Origin of the sequence: Microcoleus sp. ARI1-B5 (assembly GCF_036705795.1) — a bacterium.
Classification (GTDB): domain Bacteria; phylum Cyanobacteriota; class Cyanobacteriia; order Cyanobacteriales; family Microcoleaceae; genus Microcoleus.
In genome coordinates this window covers 215,147-234,817 of the sequence record NZ_JAUBVK010000002.1, presented here as the reverse complement: position 1 = coordinate 234,817, position 19,671 = coordinate 215,147, and the positions used below count along the sequence as shown (strand labels likewise).

The following is a 19,671-nucleotide window of genomic DNA, read 5'->3' as shown; positions in this document are numbered from 1 at the left end:
AGGGCGATTAATTCCTAGATAAATGTCAGCCTGTAATTCCGATGTGGTTAAATGTGATTCATCAGCAGTTAAATGACAGACTGACTCAATAAGCGGAACGAATATACTTAATCTGTATGGGAGATAATGCTTGATGACCAATAGAAATACACAGCCTGATGAGGGGATATTCGATTCTGCGCTCACCAATCAACGCCCAGTTTCAGAAACCTTCTTCCTTGATTTTTCGGCAGACCAAACAATTGCCCAGAATGTTCACCAATCTGATGAAGCAGTGCAGCGTCGGATTCGCCAATTCATGGAATCCGCCAAGAGTCCAACTCAATTTTTATTTGACTTCCAAACATACGGTAATGATTCCGATGAAGAAGTAGCAGCAGATTTAAGCGGTGGAGCAATTGCTGCAATTGATTCCACAGATGTTTTGCCTGTTACTGACTTAATGAATACTTCCTTTTATGCCGTTGGAGTTGGATGTATTACCAGTCGGACTCGCCATAGTCCAGAGGTTGTTTTGACTACTACAGACACTCGCTATATAAGACGTGAAGAGATTGTATTGAAAAATGAAGATTTGCTTAGTTTATGCAACGAATTAGACAAAGTTCGGGAGACTAAAGGATCTTGGGCAACTACATTTCGGGAATACAAAGAAAGAGAGTTTGCAATTGATTGCTGTGAGCAAAAAACCGTGCTACTAGATGGACCTGTTTTTACTCAAAACTTGATTACTCAGCGTTCGGGACGAGAACTTTATTCTAGGATGATGCAAACAGGGAAGCGTTTTATTGGTGTCATCAAAGATTTAGGGAGCTCATGGGCAATGAGTAAGTGGACAGCAATGAGTTTAGAGCGAGGAGAGGGATTTGTCCTGTGTCCTATCCAAGAACAATATCAAATAAGGTTCCAAGATAACAGAAGCATTAATAACTGGATTGGCTCATTGTCTGGGCAGTATGTTCGGGTCGTTTATCGTCCTGCTGAGAAAGCATTTGCCTTTGAATGCGCTCTAGCTGATTTTTCATACGCAGTCAGCTTGTTGCGGCAAGATGCTAGTCCAACAATTAACCACGAAATCCCGCTTTTGCTTGAAACTGTTGATTGGCATCTCAGAGGAAGCAACAACTCCCAGGCAATTAAACACTCCTTTATTAGCGAAATCCAACGCAATAACTATCGCATGGGAGTAGATATTACAAATGAAGGTAACTACCGATGACACTCATTCAAATTCCTGACACAATCAATTCCGACTTAAGTTTAATCTGTGGCTACACTTTTAATCAGCCAGAATTATCAGCCAACGATTTTGTAATCGTTGAAGATCGCGCCAGCCAAAGGAACTATTTTGGACAAGTTGTTGGGCCACAAGCCAACTTAAATCGCTCGGCACTTGGCCCACAAGATAACGCGACCATCAATGCTTTTGAGCAGCTAGAGCAGAATAACTACGCTCGTGAAGTTGTAGTTCGAGAGGTTTATTTTTACCAGGTAAATCTGATTAAAGATATTACTCAAGACCCACCAAGTAGCGCGCGTCGGCGACCTCAAATTGGCTCTATTGCCAGACAAGCAACAGAAGATGAGATCATCAGATACCTAAGCTTACCTCCTGCGGATGAACGCTATCGAATTGGACAAATTATCGATACAAACATTGGCGTTTATGTCAATTCCAGAACTCTTTTTTATCAAAGCTTGATTGCTGGTTCAACAGGGAGCGGAAAAACTAATTCTTGTGCCAATTACATCCGCGCAGCATTACAAATGGACTTTGCGGTTATCATTTACGATCATAAACCTGATTATCAGCATATTAATAGACCAAATCAAGATGCAATAGACATTTTAAATAGGAATGGTCAAACAGACCAAGACACAACCTGGATTGAAGGAGTTAATGCTAATTTTTACTACTTGGGAGAGGAATCAACTGCCTTTCAAGGTACTTCAATTGCTATTCCTGCCTCAGAGTTCGATCCAGCAGTTCTGGCAGCAGTAATGTACTATCCTCCTAATGAAACAAACCAACGTGAAGAATTCGAGACTTTATTAGAAGAATTCGACGACGAGCAACAGGCAAATCAGAATGGTAATGAGCCAGTAATTTGGACGCTAAGGGACTTTTTCCAATGGGTCACTAGCAACCAAAATTCTTGGCAGCCACCTGAATCTGCCAGAGAGCGACTGGCAGGAAAACAAGCATCAACTTACAAAACTATGGTGAGCAAAATGCTCCGTCGTAATCGTCGTCCGGCTTGGGTTGACGGTGGACTACCAATCCGTCCAACAGGGAATTCTAACGGTAATAGAAATATCAGGATCGATCCAAATGCGGCTATGTTAAATTTGGTTCAGACCCCTCAGCAACCACAATGGTTTGATCCTACTACTCTATTACAAACTGGAAGAGCATTAGTTATCCGCGTGGGACAGGCCGGTGGAGGACGTGACTATGGATTGTTTCTCAACTATATGCTGAAGAGAGTTTACGAGCTGAAAGAGCAACGCCACATTACTTTCCCAGTCCTGCATCATATTGATGAAGCTCAAGACCTCTTTAATGGTAGCAAGCAGTTTGCCTCTGCAATGGGTAATGTGCTTAGTGAAGGAGTCCGTAAAGGCAGAAGCCGACAAATTGCTTTTACAATTGCTGTTCAGAGTGCTGCTCAAATACCTGATGATATCTTAAATAATTTAAACACTCGCATTATTCATCGGCATAACCGAGCCAGTGAAGCACAGCGAGCATTAGAGAAAGCCGCAGATGCCCAAATTTCGATGACCAAGAATTTTGGGCCTGGTGAGGCACTTGTCGATCTATTTGGTGCTTCAGCAGTAGTTAATGCCAGAATGCGTTTATCGCCTTTTCAGCTTACTACTGAGGAGTTATTGCAGCAGCAAGAGCAACAGCTACAGCAAGCACAACAACCACAGCAGGAACTATTGGCACAGGAAGAAGAAATGCCATTCTAATTGCAAGGACATCATAAAAACTATTCGGCGATAAAATATAGCCCATGCAAGAGATACAAAATCAACAGCCAGAGTTCCTGGCTTCATCTTCTGTCGTCCTAACTATTGTTCTCGGTAGTCAGGAGGAAATCAATCAATGAAAAATCATTTCTCTGACGACCAATTTGCTATTATCCCCACTATTGTTAGTGGCAATCAAGAAACGGTTGTTGTCCAGTTTTTGACAGCGGCAACAGAATTAGTTAAGCAAGCTAAAACTCTAGAAGAAATCCAGGAGGTTTGGCAAAAAGTAAATGCGCTGGAAGCTCTATCTAAAAAATTCCGATTAAGTAAGGAAGTCCAGCTTGATGCTACTGAATTACGGATTCGGATTGAACGCCAATTGGGAAAAATATTAAACCAAAAAACTGAAAGCAGAAAAGAAGATATAAAAAACACGAATCAAAACTTAGGTAAGGTCGATTTTGATTCGGAAAATTATAAAAGCATCCAATCGAACCTTAGTTTCACAAAAAATGAGTTGTCAAAATTCCAGGAACTTGCAAGCACTCCACAAAAAGTATTTGAGGCTGTTATAACTGATCTGAGGACTGAAGCAGCCATTAAAAGGCAGACAGCCTTATCCACAACCGGAATAGTACGGGCTATTCGGAATGAGCATAAAAAAGATAGCGAACCACTATTTAGCCCTATTATCAAGCCTTCTGACAACTGGAACTTTAGCACGGTTCAATATGGTCGGATCGATGAAAAATTGGGGGAATACAGAGGTTACATTCCTGGAGAAATTTATGCTAACTGCTTCTGGTACTACGTCAAGCCAGGGAATTTAGTAATTTCACCGATGGCAGGATCTGGTCAGGTTTTGCGAGTGTATGAAGCTCGTCAAGAATGGATGGGTCAGCACGTTTATGATTTTAAATTAAAAATGTTTGATCTGACTCCACGCGGGAAGTACAAAGATTTAATTACTCAACATGATTTGACAAAAAGCTTCCCGGTTGAAAATCCTGATTACATTGTTATGGACATTCCTTATTATGGGATGGTTGCCCAACAGTATTCTAACAAGCCTGAAGATTTAGCTAACATGGCTTTAGAAGATTGGCAGGTAGCAATGGGGGCGATAGCCAAAAATTGCGCTGTCGCGCAACGTTCAGGAACCCTTTGCACCGTTATATCTTCCAACTATCGAGATGTAGCAAAAGAATTAATTGTGATGGTTACAGATATAATTCGAGCATTGTGGGAATCTGCTGGCTATACGCTTTACGATAAAGCTTATTCAAGTCGAAGAATTCAGCAAAATCAAACCCCACAGATGGCTAGAATGAATAATCAAGCTAAAGCTAATCGAATTATGCTGACTGACATCACAGAGATTTTGACATTTCGGAGGGTATAAAGGTAATGGATTTAGAAACATTACTCGATCGCATAAACCTTGGAGAAGACCAAGACATTGAATTTAAGTCTGCTGACGGTGGTTTCCCCAATGAAGTTTGGAAAACTGTATCAGCATTTGCCAATACAGATGGCGGCTATATTGTTCTAGGTGTCACGGAAAATCGAAATAGGTTCGAGATTTCAGGTGTCCGCAATCCTAACGTTTTACTTAAAGAGTTTTGGAATAATCATAATAATCTGCAAAAACTGAGTTTCTCAATTTGCGGCAATTCTGACGTACAAACTTTGAAGATAGAAGATCGTAATTTAGTTATTATTAAAGTCCCCAGAGCAACAAGAACCCAACGCCCAGTTTATCTTAATAAAAATCCCATGATGGGAACCTATAAACGTAACCATGACGGGGATTATCCTTGCACTGATGATGAAGTTCGTCAAATGTTGCGCGATGCCAGCAACGATCCTCAAGATATCCAAATTTTAGATAAATTTGACCTTGGCGACCTCGATTCAGAAACTTTAAAATCTTTTCGCCAACGGTTTAGTTCCAGAGAACCAGATCATCCTTGGCTCGGATTCGACGATCGCAATTTATTGATTCAGTTAGGGGGATGGAGGCGCGATAGAAATACTGATAAAGAAGGGTTAACTATAGCTGGTTTACTGATGTTTGGGAGAGGAAATAGTATTTTAGATGCACTTCCCCGCTATCAACTAGACTATCAAGAACGACTGTCTAACGATCCAGAAGTTCGCTGGACATATCGGCTGACACTTGATGGCAAGTGGGAGCCTAATCTTTTCAATTTTTATTATCGCGTCTATAGTCGTTTAGTTAATGATTTAGATATTCCCTTTAAACTAGATAAAGATGCCGTGAGACGAGGAGAAACTCATGTCCATGAAGCTGTTAGAGAGGCTCTGGTAAATGCTTTAATTCATGCGGATCACTTATCTTCTCGTCCTGTTATAGTAACTAAGTTTCCTAATGGTTTTTTATTCAATAATCCAGGTCGATTAAGGATTTCTCTTTTGCAACTTTATGATGGGGGTATCAGCGATCCGCGCAATCCTAAACTGCAAACGATGTTTCAAATGCTTGGTTTAGGTGAAAAAGCCGGCTCTGGTTTTAGAAAGATTCTACGAGCCTGGAAAGAACAACAATGGTTTAGGCCACTCGTCTCAGAAAAATTTGATTTAGAAATGACATCAGTTGCCCTACCAATGCTTAGTTTAATTCCCGAAGACGTGGAGCAAGAACTAAAAGAAATAGTGGGAGATAACTACTGTCAACTAACAGAATTAGATCGGATTATTTTGGTACTAGCGCATCAGTTTGGAGAAATTAGTAATAGTGACATTCAGTGTTACAGACAGGAACATCCTAGAGACATAGGAGAGTGCCTAAAGCACTTGGTCAATAACGGCTGGTTGGCGCAATCAGGACGTGGGCGTGGAACCCAGTACGCTCTACCAAATAAAGGTCAATCGGATTTGCTTTCACTGCTTCCAAGCTCCGAACATAACGAGCCTAGCTCCGTGCATAATGAGCCTAGCTCCGTGCGTAACGCTCCTAACTCCGTGCATAATGAATCAAGCTCCGTGCATAACGAGCCTAACTCTGTGCATAATGATGAAAACTTATTTTTACTAGAAATAGCTGCTCCTATTCGAGAAAAGCAACGGGTAAGTCCTGAGTTGATGAGAAATACTATTCTGAAACTTTGCTCGGAAAGATATTTAACTGTCAAAAGATTAGCTGAACTATTGAATCGCAGTTCTGAAACAATTAGGACTCATTTTATTAATCCAATGTTGTCAGAAAAATTACTAGAACTCAAATATCCTGACGAACCAACTCATCCTCAGCAAGCATACAGAACCTTATTGTCTCCAGGAATCAGCAAGATTTCTGATACTCCGCCATCTTCCCAAACCCCAGAAAACATCGTTGACACCAGCCATCCGCCCACAACGCCGGAACTTTAAACTTTGCCCCACAGTTGGGACACTTCGATCGCAATCGCAACTAATCTCGATCGCCCCAACATCCCCAAATCACACCAAATCCCATCACCCAGTAGGGACACGGCACCGCGCCGTGTCCTTAGCGTAGCTTATCGGCGACAACCTTCGGCGATCGCCATTAACACAGCTTTCCGCACTTCAGGATGCGATTTTTCCAGCCCGTTAGCCCGAAAAATCCAGTGTCCGCCGCCCGCGTGCTCGATCGCAATCTTCTGTCCGTCAGGCAAAACTATTTGCCACCAATTCAACACAGTGGCTTTAATCAGTTGGCACTGAATCTCGCTCAATTGAGCTTCCATCAGTTTCAGTTGACGCATGATTGGATTTTGGGCAGATGACTTCATGATTTTTCTCGTTAAATGAATTAGACAGTTTTGTTGCGGGGATTTCAGTTTGCTTAGTTTTCAACTTAATTTCACTTTCTGCACTTTTAGCCTTAACCTTACCTTCCGAACTTTTCGCCTTCACCTCCCTTGTACCACCTTTTGCCTCAATTTTTACTCCAAAACCTTTAGATTTAACTTTGTCTTTAGCTGCCGTAGAAGTCGGTTCGGCTGCCGGCTTCTTAAACTGGGCGTCTAACTGGTCTAAAATCTCCTCCTGTTCGGGAGTGTGCTCTGCGGGTTGCTCTAAATTTCTGGGGTTGTATTCGTCAACCAGCCTGCCCAAAAATTCCGAAATTGACATTCCCGCAGCGGCTGCTTTTTTCGTTAAAAGAGCGTAGGTGTCGGTTTTGATCCGAATTTGTTTTAACCTGAGGTTGGGGTTGTTGTCAACTGTTTCGGCAATAGTTATTGCTGTAATCCTTTCTTTGGGGATGACATCCACAACTTCTTGCCACTTTTCCTGCAAAGCACAGTCGCCGTATTGGTCGGTGACTGCGTGTTTGAACAAAGGGACAACTTGAGCGACGCAGCTCGGCAAAATCTCAAATCCGGCTTTAATTAAGCGCAGGCAAATAGCAGCAGATTTGATAATTTGGGTGCAGTAAAAATACTGCCTGCCTAATGCTTGTTCGCAGTAACTTTTAAAGGTTTTGAACTTGTGTTTGTACAATCGCAGTTTTCGGATCGCGTCCAGCATGATCCCTTGCCGCACGTAGTCGAGGAATCCCCTTTTAATTTCGCCTGTGAGGTAGTCTAAATCGTGAAAGGGCGATTGATTCTGGATTTCTTCTTCAAAGTCTAGCAGCGGGCCTGCAAAGTGAAAGTTGGAGGCGACATCGCCTAGGTAGAAGTTGTCGGTAGATGTGGTCATGATCTGGAATGGTTCGAGAAAGGGAACGATAGCACGGAAGTTGGGCGATCGCAAAGTTGAAGTTTTGGTCGGTATCTTTGGTACAATTTTGAGTTGGGTTGTGCTGTGGGTCGATCGACCTTTTACATCGCATCACCTCCTCGGAGTTCAGAGAAAGGGGCTTGAGGTATGCACTCAAACCCCGAAAATACTAAGGGTATGCAGGTGCATAATTGATAGACACTACAAATAAGGCGGTTCTTCAAACCTGCATTTTGACGAAAGGAGGCTTGCTAGGCCGCTTTGCTATGTCCACTAATCGTAGTTTAGTCAGGCTTCCTGCTTTTGTCAAGGGTAAACTACGAAATATCCTGCATAATGAATCAAGAAGTACGGGATTTATACGAAATGAGCCTTGCGGAAATTAGAGAATACAGGGGCTTTAGTCGCCGTGAGCTTAGCCTGCAACTGACGGGGAAAGTCTCTGAAGATACTTTGTATTCCATAGAAAAAAGAAAACAAAAACCCAGAGTTGATACTGCAATAGCCATCTGTACAGCCCTAAATATTAGCTTGAAACAGTTCTGTCACTCGATCGGGCTAGATGTGTCAGGACTTGTTGATGATTATGTGCCGCCGAGGGACAGCTAACCAACAGAGCGATGTTTTGGTCGGGATCTTTGGTACAATTTTGAGTTGGGTTGTGCTGTGGGTCGATCGACCTTTTACATCGCATCACCTCCTCGGAGTTCAGAGAAAGGGGCTTGAGGTATGCACTCACACCCCGAAAATAGGCTCTTGTATGCCAGCACAATTGATAGACAGCACAAGTAAGGCGGTTATTCAACTCGAACAGAAGGAGTCCCCCGCTCTACCTGTACCCAGGTGAGCGGTGGGAGGAATTCGCGTGAGAAGACGATTGCACCGCCGACCAATTCGACTCTTCGCAGCTCTCGACACGAGAGGCGGTGCATGAGGAGGCGAACAAATCCCTTGTTATTGCCAAAATTTCACGTATTGAGATATAATGGAATCATGAAACAAGTCCTGACAGTATCTTGCAAGCTCGAAGTAGCACCAGAGCAATCGACAAAAATCGATTCTACGCTCTTGGCGTTTGCTGCTGCTTGCGAATACGTGAACCAGACTGTCCCTCCAACTTTGACAAACGAGTTGGCGATGCAGTCCTTGGTTTATCACGATGTCAGAGCTAGATTCGGCTTGTCTGCTCAGTTGGCTATTCATGCAATTAGACGAGTTTCTGGTAATAGGAAGACGGCTAAAAAAGATGGCAAGCCAGTTAAAAACTTTGCCCCAACCAGTGCCACTTACGACCCCCGTACTTTCTCTTTTAGGGAGAAAGATTGGACTGTAAGCTTGACCACTATTGACGGTAGAGAGCGGTTTAAGCTGGCTATCGGCAACTATCAGCTTGGATTGTTGAAAGGACAAGTTCCTAAAACAGCCACGCTGGTAAAACGCAAAGATGGTACTTACTATCTGAATATTCAGCTTGAATCTGTCCCCCCAGAACCAATCGAAACCGACAAGGTTTTGGGGTGTGATTTGGGTCGAACTGACATTGTTGTTACCTCTGAAGGGGGTAAATTTAGCGGCAAAGAAATTACTAGAATTAGGAATCATTACGCCAAACTTAGAGCGGATCTCCAACAAAAAGCTACGAGAGGCACACGCAGTACTCGACGCAGATGTCGGGCATTGTTGAAACGGTTGTCGGGCAAGGAAAAACGCTTCCAAGAATTGGTAAATCACACCATCAGCCACCGATTGATATCTAGAGCTAAATCGAGTAGCCAAGCTATTGCGTTGGAAGACTTGACCGGAATCAGAGAACGAACTAATAGCCTTAAGCGCAGCAAAAAAGAGCGGAGACTTAGCAATAGTTGGGCGTTTTTCCAGTTACGGCAATTTTTGATCTACAAAGCGATAAAATATGGCGTAAAAATCTTGTTGGTCGACCCGAGACACACGTCGCAAACTTGCCACAATTGCAACCATATCCACCCTGTTCGAGGTGAATCTTATCGGAAAGGCAAGAAGTTTGCTTGTGGACACTGTGGCTATGTTGGTGATGCTGACTATAACGGGGCGAAAAATATTTCGGCTCTTGGGGCTGTTGTAAACCAGCCTAAAGGTTCGGGGCTTTGCTGTTGTTTGAGCAGTGATGTCTCAGGGCTATTGAAAGCCCCCACCATACCGCTCTTAGCGGTTGGTGGCGGGTAGTTTACATGAAAGCTCTTTGCAAAGCTCTCGGAAAAACGCTTAACGATTTACCGAATGACTTAGGGCCACGAAATCCTGACACATAAAAAGTCCAAAAGGTCGATCGTAACTGGCACAACATAAGGTACGTAGTTGCGCTTCAGCGCTCTTTCCATATAATAAAGAGCGCTGAAGCGCAACTACGTACCGGCCCGAGTCATCACTCAATCCGTGATTTTCCCTCTCAGAGCCTTTATCTGGCCCCGCTTGGTTTTGCTGTCGAGACGCTGGCGCTGGGAACTGCGAGTTGCTTTGGTGGGTTTGCGCCTTTTCGGTATGACGATCGCACTTTTAATCAGTTCTTGCAGCCGTCTCAAAGCCTCCTCCCGGTTTTGTTCCTGGCTGCGGTGTTCCTGCGCTTTGATGACAATCACACCTTCGGAGGTGATGCGCTGGTCGTTGATTTGCAACAAACGCTGCTTGTAGCGATCGGGCAATGAAGAAGCGCCGATGTCAAAGCGCAGGTGAATAGCGGTTGCTACCTTATTGACATTTTGCCCGCCCGCGCCTTGAGAGCGAATGGCGCTAATCTCGATTTCGCGATCGTCAATGAACACTGTGTTAGAAATTTGTAGCACGATCGATTTTTATATATAAGACATCTCCCATAATTCTTGTGGAACAGGCATCCTACCTGTTCAAAACCTGATTTTTAGGAGATGTCTATAACTTAGCTTAGTCTAGGACTGACGCATGGGGGCTGGTGAAACCGGGTTTTTTACCAAAAGACGCGTTGCAGCCCGCACACGGGCGTAAAAAACCCGGTTTCTTTAGTCGGAGTGCGTAAGTCCTGAATTCTTAGCTTTCAGGATGAATTCGATTAGTTTTTTTCTATCCCATAACTCTACGTCGTTAGATTGAGCAAGTTTGCAAGCGTTTTCTGTAAATCTGTTGTTAGTGATTACTCTGCCTTTATTTCCTTTGTAATGTCTGACGGCTCCTGCTACTTCTTGAACTGCTTTAATCCCAACTGGGTTTTTGCTTCTTTTTGCTTGAACCACCGTTTTTGAGCCATCTTTGTCCAAAATTAAATCAGCTCCATAATCTTGACTGTCTTGAGTTAAATTAACAATATAACCACTGTTTCTAAAATGGACAGCTAGAAATCTTTCAAACTCTTTTCCAGTCATTTCATCCACTTCCATAATACCACTGTCTAATAAACGTTTTCTTGATTCTTCTTCTTTCAATGTATCAAATACCGATACCGCAATATCACCGATAACGGCAGCGGCTCTTACTATAAAAGACTTCATAAAATTACATTTATTTTAAAGGAGTAGTTAGGATTGTACCAGATTTGCTCAGTATAGTTAATAATGATTAGCTGTCAGGATGAATTCGATGAGTCTTTTTCTATCCCATAACTCTACGTCGTTAGATTGAGCAAGTTTGTAAGCGTTTGCTGTAAATCTGTTGTTAGTGATTACTCTGCCTTTATTTCCTTTGTAATGTCTGACGGCTCCTGCTACTTCTTGAACTGCTTTAATCCCAACTGGGTTTTTGCTTCTTTTTGCTTGAACCACCGTTTTTAAGCCATCTTTGTACAAAATTAAATCAGCTCCATAATCTTGACTATCTCGAGTTAAATTAACAATATAACCACAGTTTCTAAAATGGACAGCTAGAAATCTTTCAAACTCTTTTCCAGTCATTTCATCCACTTCCAGAATACCACTGTCTGATAAACATTTTCTTGACTCTTCTTCTTTCCATGTATCTACCCATTCCACAATCATACTTACCGCAGTGATAACGAGAGCGGCTACTAATATAAAATCTAATATAAAATCCAACATAAAATTATATTTAGTTTAAAGAAGTATTTACGAGCGTACCAGATTTATTCAGTATAGTTATCTACCCATATCACAAGCACATTGTGATCTTAATTACTGATCATCTACGGAAACCCTGATTTTTTGAGAATTGATAATAGGTGGAGGGATACAATCAATGATAACTGAAAATCCTGTCAGCAATGGGTGATACAATAGCCAACAGGCTCAACTAAACTCGATCGACCTATGCCATCATCAGGAGTTCAATACTTAATTATCAATGCCTTGGAAACTCTCGACTTGCTAATCTGGAGAATATATGATGAAGAAAAGGGCTTTTGGTACATCGAAACCCCTAGTCGAGTTTTACCAAGAGCTGCTATACTACAAAGTGGCGAGGTTGTTCGTATAGACGAGCTTGAAGACTATGACGAAACCGCATGATATCATTCGAGAACAAGACCGCAGATTAGGAGAATTAATGGCGATCGCACGTCAGCGATTCCTCGATGCTGGCGGCGATCCTCGACACCCGCCATCAGGTTTAAAAGGCGACGATTACATGACAGACGAAGAAAGACAAGAAGCACTCACGATCGCCCGATCGCTCTTTAACGACGAATATATTAAAACCTATCTCAAAAACAAACGTCAAAACAATTTACAACCCCAGATAAATTAGTAAGGTGCGCCGAAACGCACCCTACAAAAATTAATTAGTCGGTAGTACCGGTTTGCAGCGACTCTTTAGCAGCCTGCGTCCACTCTGAGTGGAAGAATTCGCCGCGGGGTTTGTCGGTGCGCTCGTAGGTGTGAGCCCCGAAATAATCGCGCTGAGCTTGCGTCAGGTTTTGCGGCAATCTTTCGCGCCGGTAGCTGTCGAAATAGTCCAGCGACGCGCTGAAGGCCGGTACTGCGATACCCAGCAGGCTAGCAGTAGATAACACTTCCCGCCAAGCTGATTGGCGATCGAGAATGCTCTGTTTGAACTCCGGTGCTAATAACAAATTCGGCAGCGCGGGATCGTCCTTGAAAGCTTTTTTAATCTTGTCCAAAAATCCAGCCCGAATAATACAGCCGCCCTTCCAAATTCTGGAAATTTCGCTCAAACTCAAGTCATAGTTGTACGACTTCGAGGCCGCGCTCAACAGCGCCATGCCTTGCGCGTAGGAGCAAATCTTCGAGCAGTAAAGCGCATCCCGAACTTTGTTCACAAACTCTTTAGGATCGCCTTCGTACTTGGTGCTAGGCCCCGTCAGTTGTTGCGAAGCTTTGACGCGCTCTTCCTTGTAAGAAGACATGATTCTGGCATTCACAGCAGCGATAATTGTGGGAATGCTCACGCCCAATTCCAAAGCACTCATTACAGTCCAGCGGCCGGTGCCTTTTTGACCGGCGGCGTCCATAATTACCTCAACTAAGGGTTGCTTAGTTTCCGGGTCAATGTACTTGAAAATGTTAGCCGTAATTTCAATCAAAAACGAGTTGAGTTCGTCGGTAGTATTCCATTCGGCAAACACTTCCTGCAACTCCTGGCCGCTGAGTCCCGCCACGTTTTTGAGCAAATCGTAGGCTTCCGCAATGAGCTGCATATCCCCGTACTCAATGCCGTTGTGAACCATCTTCACGTAGTGACCGGCGCCACCTGGGCCGATGAATGTGACGCAGGGGCCGTCATCTACTTGAGCCGCAATTTTGGTGAGAATTGGCTCTAGGATGCCGTATGCAGCGTGGGTGCCACCGGGCATGAGGCTAGCACCGTTGAGGGCGCCTTCTTCGCCGCCGCTGATGCCCATGCCGACAAATCCCAATCCGGCTGCTTCTAAATCTTTGGTGCGGCGTTCGGTGTCGTCGTAAAGCGAGTTGCCGCCGTCAATAATCATGTCGCCCGGTGACAGCATGGGTTTGAGCTGCTCGATGACTGCATCTACTGGTTTGCCAGCTTGCACCATGACTAAGATGCGGCGCGGGGTTTCTAGGGCATCGACGAATTCTGTGAGAGTCTTGGCGGCGACAATGTTTTTGCCGGGGGCGCGTTTTGCCATGAAGTCGTCGGTTTTGGCTGCTGTGCGGTTGTACACGGCTACTGAGAAGCCTCTGCTTTCGACGTTGAGGGCTAGGTTTTCGCCCATCACTGCTAGACCGATTAAACCAAAATTTTGCTTTGTCATGCTAATAACCCGCTGGTTGTTCCCGCTTGAGGATTGATTTGGGAAAGAGGAAAGCGAGGCGGGGTGTACCGCTTTCCGGTGGACTAAAAGTATTGGACAATAGACCTAGGAGGTTTAGGTTTATTTTTATATTCTCTGAATTGCTGTTTGGTAAATCAGTAGGGTTTTTTTAAGATTTAAGGGGTATTAATGACGCGGGCAGGAGATGATAAGGCAAGTATTATGTCGATCGCAGTAACGGTAGATACAAACAAGCGGACATTTTAAGGAAAATTTAGGAGACTGTTGTCATTATGGAAGATTTGCAGTATCTCGCGGCCTGGGTGAAGGAGCAACACGCTCGCGAGTATATTTTGACTTGGCTGCTGAGTCAACAGGGGCTGTGGTGGTCTGATGGGGATATTTATCAGGCGGTTTTGCAAAAGTCGGGAAAGCTTTTGAAAGCTTATGTTCAAAAAAGGCAAGCGGGAGAGTTATTTGAGGGCATTTCTGAGAAGTTGGTGGGAGATGATAATTGGGATGATTTGGTGCTGAGTTTAGGGCGAATTGTTGCTGTTTATCAAGAGGAATTGCTGAAGTTGCAAGAGCGCGATCGCCGGGGGGATGGGGTAAAAAAAAATTTGATTAGCCAAGCGTTGACTGGAGATTCTTTGTCGCTTGAAGTGCAGCAAGCTTTGCCCGATCCTTATGCGGATACGCTGACGGGGAGATAATTTGCGATCGACTTTTCGGAGGCACAATAATCTCAGAAACCGGGTTTCTTCCTGTATCTCTCGTACTGGGCCGAAAATCTTCATAGAAACCCGGTTTCTCGCCACGCAGGGAATCAAATTAGCTCGCACTAATCCCAGAAACCGGGTTTCTTCCTACATTTTTCGTCCTCACACCAAAATTGTCGCAGAAACCCGGTTTCTCGCTACTCAACTAAAGAAAATGGATTGAAATTCAAGGATTGAGAACACGTGTAAGATCTAGAAGAAATCCGGGAAGTACATCTTCACCGGAAAGTGTTGGCGGTTGGTCAAAAGAGAAATTAATAACTTCTGCTACATCTTCAGACAACCGATAGATTTCTACTAAAGGGGTTTGCGGGTCAATTAGCCAACCTAAGCGACAGCCGTTAGTTCGATAATACCGCATTTTAGCCCGCAATGTTTCTAACGAATCAGTTTGGGAACGCAATTCAATTATAAAGTCCGGGCACAGTGGAGGAAACTTGCGCTTATCTTCTGCGGATAGTGCTTCCCAGCGTTCTCGGAGTACCCAAGCAGCATCAGGGGAACGCTTCGCACCGTTGGGTAATTGAAAGACGGTGGAAGAGTCAAAGACTTTTCCTAATTGAGTCCGTTCATTCCACAAGCCGACTCGCAGGTTGAGATCGGAATTTCTGATGCCGCTTTCGCCGCCTGTTGGAGGCATAATAATTAGTTCTCCTTCGGGGGTTTGTTCTAATCGCCACTCTTCATTAGCGATGGATAATTGATAAAATTGTTCGTCGGTTAAAGCGACGGCGGCAGGTAGGTTGAGAGTTATAGTTTCCATCGTTGATATTATCGCCAACTAGGTTGATTTTATTATAGCTCGCACTTTCTGACAATTTTCTCAAAAAGATCGCACGCTCAGAAACCGGGTTTCTTCCGATATTTCTCGTACTAAACTGAAAATTGTCGCAGAAACCAGGTTTCTCGCCACGCAGCTAATCCCAGAAACCGGGTTTCTTCGGATATTTCTCGTGCGAGGTCGAAAATTGTCGCAGAAACCAGGTTTCTTGCCACGCAGCGAGAGAAATTAGATCGCAAATCCGCGATAATTTATCACAATCACCCGCGCCAAATTCCCCACGCTAACCCACAAGTCCGCCGGGGGTTGAAAACCCCCGTCTCATAGCAAAAGTCCTCTCAAAGAGGACTGAAAGACACATTTTTGAAGAAGCATTGCAATATCTCCCCAGTCGGTTTCAACCGACTTTCGCTATGAGACAGGGGTTTTAACCCCTGGCGGACTGTTTGTTGAACTCTAAATGTAACTACTGGCTTGACGGGTGAACATCGCACAATAAATTCCGTTTGATGCGATCAATTCGTCGTGAGTTCCTATTTCTGCTATTTTACCGTTTTCCATGACGGCGATACGATCGGCAATTTTGGCCAATCCCAACCTGTGGCTGATGACAATCGTGGTTTTCCCGGCGGCTATTTGGCGGAAGATGCTGTAAATTTCGTGTTCTGTCTTGGGGTCTAGGGCGGCGGTTGGTTCGTCAAAAATGAGCACTTCGGCTGTAGAAAGCCGCATTAAGGCGCGGGCGATCGCAATTCTTTGCCACTGTCCCCCCGATAAGTCTATGCCGTCTTCTAATTGTTTCCCCAAGGGTGTTTCTAAACCTTGCTCTAAAGTATTGACTTTAGCTGCAATTCCTGCTTCGGAAATAGCTTCGTTAATTGCGGTGTCATCCGACAGTGAAAGCAAGTCGCCGAAACCGACGTTTTCGCGGACTGTCGAGGGGAAACGGGCGTAATCTTGCATAACGACGGCGATGCGCGATCGCACGTATGCTAGAGAGTACGATCGCAAATCTTTGCCGTTCCAGGCGATCGTACCACTTGTCGGGTCGTACAGGCGACCGAGTAGTTTGCCAAGAGTTGTTTTACCCGCGCCATTTTCACCAACAAGCACTAGCATTTCACCCGGATTAATGGTTAAATTGATATCTTCAACCGTGCTTTTATTGCTACCGGGATAGCAAAAAGATAAATGCTTAATCTCGATGCCAATTTTATCTTTTGTGGGGCGGGCATCTTGCCTGCCATCTGGTAAACGAGACGCCACATCTCCAAGCGGAGACTGCAATTCTGGGTTGAGTTCCAACAGTTGAAAAATCGGACTAACGCCGAGGGAGATATCGTACAAATTAGTGTAATTCCCAATCAATAATTGCAAACTGTTCTCTACTTGGACAATCAAACCCGAATAAAGCGCCAAATCCCCCAAAGTATAGCGCCCTCCCAAAGCTCCCATTACCACATAAACAAATGGCAAGGCTACTCCTATTCTACTAAATATTGACCACAATAGTACAACAAGCGCTCCTTTTTTTCGGATGCGCTGCATTTCGCTAAAAAACTGCAAAAACTGACCCTGCCAGCGTTTTAGCCAAAGTTCCTGCAAGCCAAACAAACGCAATTCTTTAGCATATTCTTCGCCCGTCAATACTCTAGCGGATAAGTTCATTTCGCGACTGATTTTAGCTTGCTTTTTTTGAACTCTCCAAATGATTCTGCTATACTTTCTTTGGATGTAAATTGAGGGAGATGATGAAATCAACATCAGCAGAGGAACCCACCAAGCTATGGCAGCAGCAAGGCTGATAGATGGAATCAAAATAAAAATTCCGGTGATTGTCATGCTGAGGGTAAATGCTAGTTGCTGTATTTTGGAGACTCCGGTTTTCGCTAGTTCTACAATATTTAATAGTTCGGGGTTTTCAAACAGGGCGATATCGTCGAAATTGGCGACTTTTTCGAGGACTTTTCCTTCGACTGCGCCTTGAACGCGATCGCGCAAAGATGTCGCTGCAAATGAGCTCATGGTTTCGAGGGAGTCGCCGACTAATTTGAGAGTTAAGACTCCGACAATACTCCACAGCAAGATTGGCTGAGAAAGCATCAAAGCTAAGGGCTGTGCTGTTTGGGTTCGCGACAGCAACCGAGATACTTCATCAATAATTAATTTATCTAAAAATAGCACGCCAGATGGGGCTGCACCGCGGATGATGTTGAGTATTATTAAGTTGCGGAGTTCTATTGGTGCGGCTTTGACGATCAGGCCCAGGCTGCGCCGCAAGGCTTGAAATGTGGTAATTTGGATGGGTTGCATAGTTTGTGGGTAGGTGTGTGGTCTACTCATCCCGGACGGTATATTGTAACAGTATTTATTAACTGTTTGCCAAGCATAGACAGGGCGCAGTATTGGTCTTTCTCCTCAATTTTCCCAGGTTGGTTGAAAATTTATGAGTGCATCCATAGCTCGTTCCAAACTGGGGGAATTAGTCTGTGCTGACGCAACCTGCCAACTTTGATTGACAAACTGGATCAGTTGACCATTGTAGTCTTTACCAATTTTTGCCGTACTATTAGGATCGGGGACGATCGCATCCCGCAGATTTCGCTTCTTTGACTTTTTAGCCAGATTGATTAAAAGCTGCTTGGGGTCAGGAATTCGATCCGCGTCGCCAGGAATCAAGTCTACTGAAATACCCAGAAATTCGGCAAATGCCGATCGATGTGCAAGTAACCACGCTTCCACTTCTTTAACAGCAATCCGAAACAGCAGATTAGGATGTTTTGGTTGAGTTAACCACTCCGAAATAATTACTAGGGGACATTCTGCGTTATCCAAATCCGTTAATACTAAGTATGGCATTCCCTTGGCCGCATAATTTAATCCCGAAATAATCTTTTTAATTTTGCCATATCCTCTCTGATTCAAGCACTGTCCCACTGAAAATGGACGTTGAGACTGTTTGAGCATTTGTTTAAGAACTGCTTCACTCAGCACATCCTCAAACACTAAATTGATGGGAATATCCGTCATTTGAATAAACTCAGTTTTTCAATCGCGGGTGGCGCTGTGAGAGGAAGTGCCGCATCGGCTATGCTTAAATTTCCTTCTAATAGCATTTTGATTTGTTCATTACTTGAAGCAAGTTTTACCTGAGTTCCTTCAGGAGTCGGTGTCATTAGCAGCACCTCTTCGCCACCAATGCCTTTGTCTGAGAGCAAATCAGCACTATGGGTACTGAGAATAACCTGTCGCTTTCTCGGACGCTGAAGGCGATAAATCAGAGAGGGGAGATGGCTAACAATCGCTGAATTTAAGGAAAGTTCTGGTTCTTCTAGTAACAATAATGACTCGCTTTCTAACAGCGACCAGAGCAAACCAATTAACCGTAACGTTCCGTCAGAAAATTGGTCTTCCCGTTGTTTTCCCGCTCCGGGTCGCCAATGTTCGTAAACAGCTTCCAAATGCGGAACTCCCATCACATCTTTGGTATCTGTGAGGTTTTTCAATTGTGGGACAGCCAGCTTTAAAGCATCTTCAATTTTTTTTAATCGCGATCTTCGAGTTTTTTCGGAAGTTTTAACAACTCGCTCTAAAAAAGTTCTGCCAAAAGGATCTTCGGAAAGTCCAGGGGTAGCAAAAGCTTCGGGATGGCGAACTAACTGAGGAATTAAATGTAAATATAAAATCGATTCTAAAAATTTAGAAATTTCTCGGAATTCTGCATTGGCATTAATTTGCTCTAAATAAGTCTGGGTGAGACGTAGCTCATCTTTGTCATCTTCTTCAGTAGGGCGATTGACAATTTGCTCATCGCCTTTCCAAACTCGTTCGTAGGCAACAATAGGCTCATTTTTGCCGCCTTTTTTATGTTTAATTCCAATGGCATATTTCCATGAGGGACTTTCATTATTAGAGTCTGAAAGCTGAATTTCTATTTCTACATCTGGATAACGGCGCGCATAAAGACTGCGAATTTTTGATACGCCGCCTCGATCGCTCACGGCTTTCTGCAATCCGCCTCCTGCTTTAGCCAGATCCCGCAAAAAGCGCAATGAATCGAGAAAGTTTGACTTACCACAAGCATTAGGGCCTACCACAAAAACGCGATCGCGCAAATCAACATTCACTGACTGAAAATTGCGCCAATTTTTCAGAGCTATATGGGAGATAATCATACCGATCAAATTTCCATTGTTCTTGTAAGACTTTAAAAGTGTTTCGCTCTTCAG

18 protein-coding genes are annotated in these 19,671 nt (G+C 43.9%); 8 read left to right on the top strand and 10 right to left on the bottom strand.

The window, feature by feature from the left end:
- Positions 1–133: 133 nt before the first annotated feature.
- The 4 genes from QUB63_RS03895 to QUB63_RS03880 all read left to right on the top strand — a co-directional run bounded on the left by QUB63_RS03895 (position 134) and on the right by QUB63_RS03880 (position 6,372).
- Positions 134–1,219 carry a hypothetical protein gene (locus QUB63_RS03895; protein WP_332943489.1) on the top strand — a complete coding sequence of 362 codons (1,086 nt, stop codon included), beginning with the start codon at positions 134–136 and terminating at the stop codon, positions 1,217–1,219.
- Complete coding sequence (locus QUB63_RS03890; RefSeq protein ID WP_332943488.1) at positions 1,216–2,976, top strand: ATP-binding protein; 1,761 nt, start codon at positions 1,216–1,218, stop codon at positions 2,974–2,976. Before QUB63_RS03895 ends, QUB63_RS03890 begins: the two co-directional genes overlap by 4 nt.
- A gap of 136 nt (positions 2,977–3,112) precedes the next feature.
- On the top strand, positions 3,113–4,381 hold the full coding sequence (locus QUB63_RS03885) for a hypothetical protein (RefSeq protein ID WP_332943487.1): 1,269 nt from the start codon (positions 3,113–3,115) through the stop codon (positions 4,379–4,381).
- A gap of 5 nt (positions 4,382–4,386) precedes the next feature.
- Complete coding sequence (locus QUB63_RS03880) at positions 4,387–6,372, top strand: RNA-binding domain-containing protein (RefSeq protein WP_332943486.1); 1,986 nt, start codon at positions 4,387–4,389, stop codon at positions 6,370–6,372.
- Positions 6,373–6,500: 128 nt separating this feature from the next.
- Here QUB63_RS03880 and QUB63_RS03875 read toward each other — a convergent pair whose 3' ends face one another.
- Positions 6,501–6,728 (bottom strand): hypothetical protein, encoded by a 228-nt coding sequence (locus tag QUB63_RS03875; protein WP_332943485.1) that lies wholly within the window; start codon positions 6,726–6,728, stop codon positions 6,501–6,503.
- The gene (locus QUB63_RS03870; protein ID WP_332943484.1) at positions 6,670–7,668 is read right to left on the bottom strand and encodes a hypothetical protein; all 999 of its coding nucleotides are present in this window, start codon (positions 7,666–7,668) and stop codon (positions 6,670–6,672) included. The genes QUB63_RS03875 and QUB63_RS03870 overlap by 59 nt, the downstream gene beginning before the upstream one ends.
- A 357-nt stretch (positions 7,669–8,025) precedes the next feature.
- Here QUB63_RS03870 and QUB63_RS03865 point away from each other — a divergent pair, with 357 nt between their 5' ends.
- Together QUB63_RS03865 and QUB63_RS03860 are read left to right on the top strand one after the other, a co-directional pair.
- On the top strand, positions 8,026–8,298 hold the full coding sequence (locus QUB63_RS03865; RefSeq protein ID WP_293176870.1) for a helix-turn-helix domain-containing protein: 273 nt from the start codon (positions 8,026–8,028) through the stop codon (positions 8,296–8,298).
- Between the two features lie 384 nt (positions 8,299–8,682).
- On the top strand, positions 8,683–9,891 hold the full coding sequence (locus QUB63_RS03860) for an RNA-guided endonuclease InsQ/TnpB family protein (RefSeq protein WP_332943483.1): 1,209 nt from the start codon (positions 8,683–8,685) through the stop codon (positions 9,889–9,891).
- A gap of 203 nt (positions 9,892–10,094) precedes the next feature.
- Here the strand turns inward: QUB63_RS03860 and arfB are convergent, their stop codons facing one another.
- From arfB to QUB63_RS03845, 3 genes are all read right to left on the bottom strand, one after another.
- Complete coding sequence (gene arfB / locus QUB63_RS03855) at positions 10,095–10,508, bottom strand: alternative ribosome rescue aminoacyl-tRNA hydrolase ArfB (protein WP_332943482.1); 414 nt, start codon at positions 10,506–10,508, stop codon at positions 10,095–10,097.
- A 192-nt stretch (positions 10,509–10,700) separates the two neighbouring features.
- Positions 10,701–11,186, bottom strand: coding sequence for a restriction endonuclease (locus QUB63_RS03850; protein ID WP_332943480.1), 486 nt, complete (start codon positions 11,184–11,186; stop codon positions 10,701–10,703).
- Positions 11,187–11,243: 57 nt separating this feature from the next.
- Positions 11,244–11,729 (bottom strand): restriction endonuclease, encoded by a 486-nt coding sequence (locus QUB63_RS03845; RefSeq protein ID WP_332943479.1) that lies wholly within the window; start codon positions 11,727–11,729, stop codon positions 11,244–11,246.
- 409 nt (positions 11,730–12,138) lie between these two features.
- Here QUB63_RS03845 and QUB63_RS03840 point away from each other — a divergent pair, with 409 nt between their 5' ends.
- Entirely contained in the window at positions 12,139–12,393 is a 255-nt protein-coding gene (locus QUB63_RS03840) for a hypothetical protein (protein ID WP_332943477.1), read from the top strand.
- 34 nt (positions 12,394–12,427) lie between these two features.
- Here QUB63_RS03840 and gnd read toward each other — a convergent pair whose 3' ends face one another.
- Complete coding sequence (gnd, locus tag QUB63_RS03835) at positions 12,428–13,882, bottom strand: decarboxylating NADP(+)-dependent phosphogluconate dehydrogenase (RefSeq protein ID WP_332943476.1); 1,455 nt, start codon at positions 13,880–13,882, stop codon at positions 12,428–12,430.
- A 293-nt stretch (positions 13,883–14,175) separates the two neighbouring features.
- Here gnd and QUB63_RS03830 point away from each other — a divergent pair, with 293 nt between their 5' ends.
- Complete coding sequence (locus QUB63_RS03830) at positions 14,176–14,595, top strand: hypothetical protein (protein ID WP_332943475.1); 420 nt, start codon at positions 14,176–14,178, stop codon at positions 14,593–14,595.
- A 232-nt stretch (positions 14,596–14,827) separates the two neighbouring features.
- Here QUB63_RS03830 and QUB63_RS03825 read toward each other — a convergent pair whose 3' ends face one another.
- The 4 genes from QUB63_RS03825 to QUB63_RS03810 all read right to left on the bottom strand — a co-directional run bounded on the left by QUB63_RS03825 (position 14,828) and on the right by QUB63_RS03810 (position 19,617).
- Entirely contained in the window at positions 14,828–15,424 is a 597-nt protein-coding gene (locus tag QUB63_RS03825; RefSeq protein WP_332943474.1) for a Uma2 family endonuclease, read from the bottom strand.
- 474 nt (positions 15,425–15,898) lie between these two features.
- Positions 15,899–17,755 (bottom strand): ABC transporter ATP-binding protein, encoded by a 1,857-nt coding sequence (locus QUB63_RS03820; protein WP_332943473.1) that lies wholly within the window; start codon positions 17,753–17,755, stop codon positions 15,899–15,901.
- A 105-nt stretch (positions 17,756–17,860) separates the two neighbouring features.
- Positions 17,861–18,472, bottom strand: coding sequence for a hypothetical protein (locus tag QUB63_RS03815; RefSeq protein ID WP_332943472.1), 612 nt, complete (start codon positions 18,470–18,472; stop codon positions 17,861–17,863).
- Positions 18,469–19,617, bottom strand: coding sequence for an AAA family ATPase (locus QUB63_RS03810; protein ID WP_332943471.1), 1,149 nt, complete (start codon positions 19,615–19,617; stop codon positions 18,469–18,471). The genes QUB63_RS03815 and QUB63_RS03810 overlap by 4 nt, the downstream gene beginning before the upstream one ends.
- Positions 19,618–19,671 lie beyond the last annotated feature (54 nt).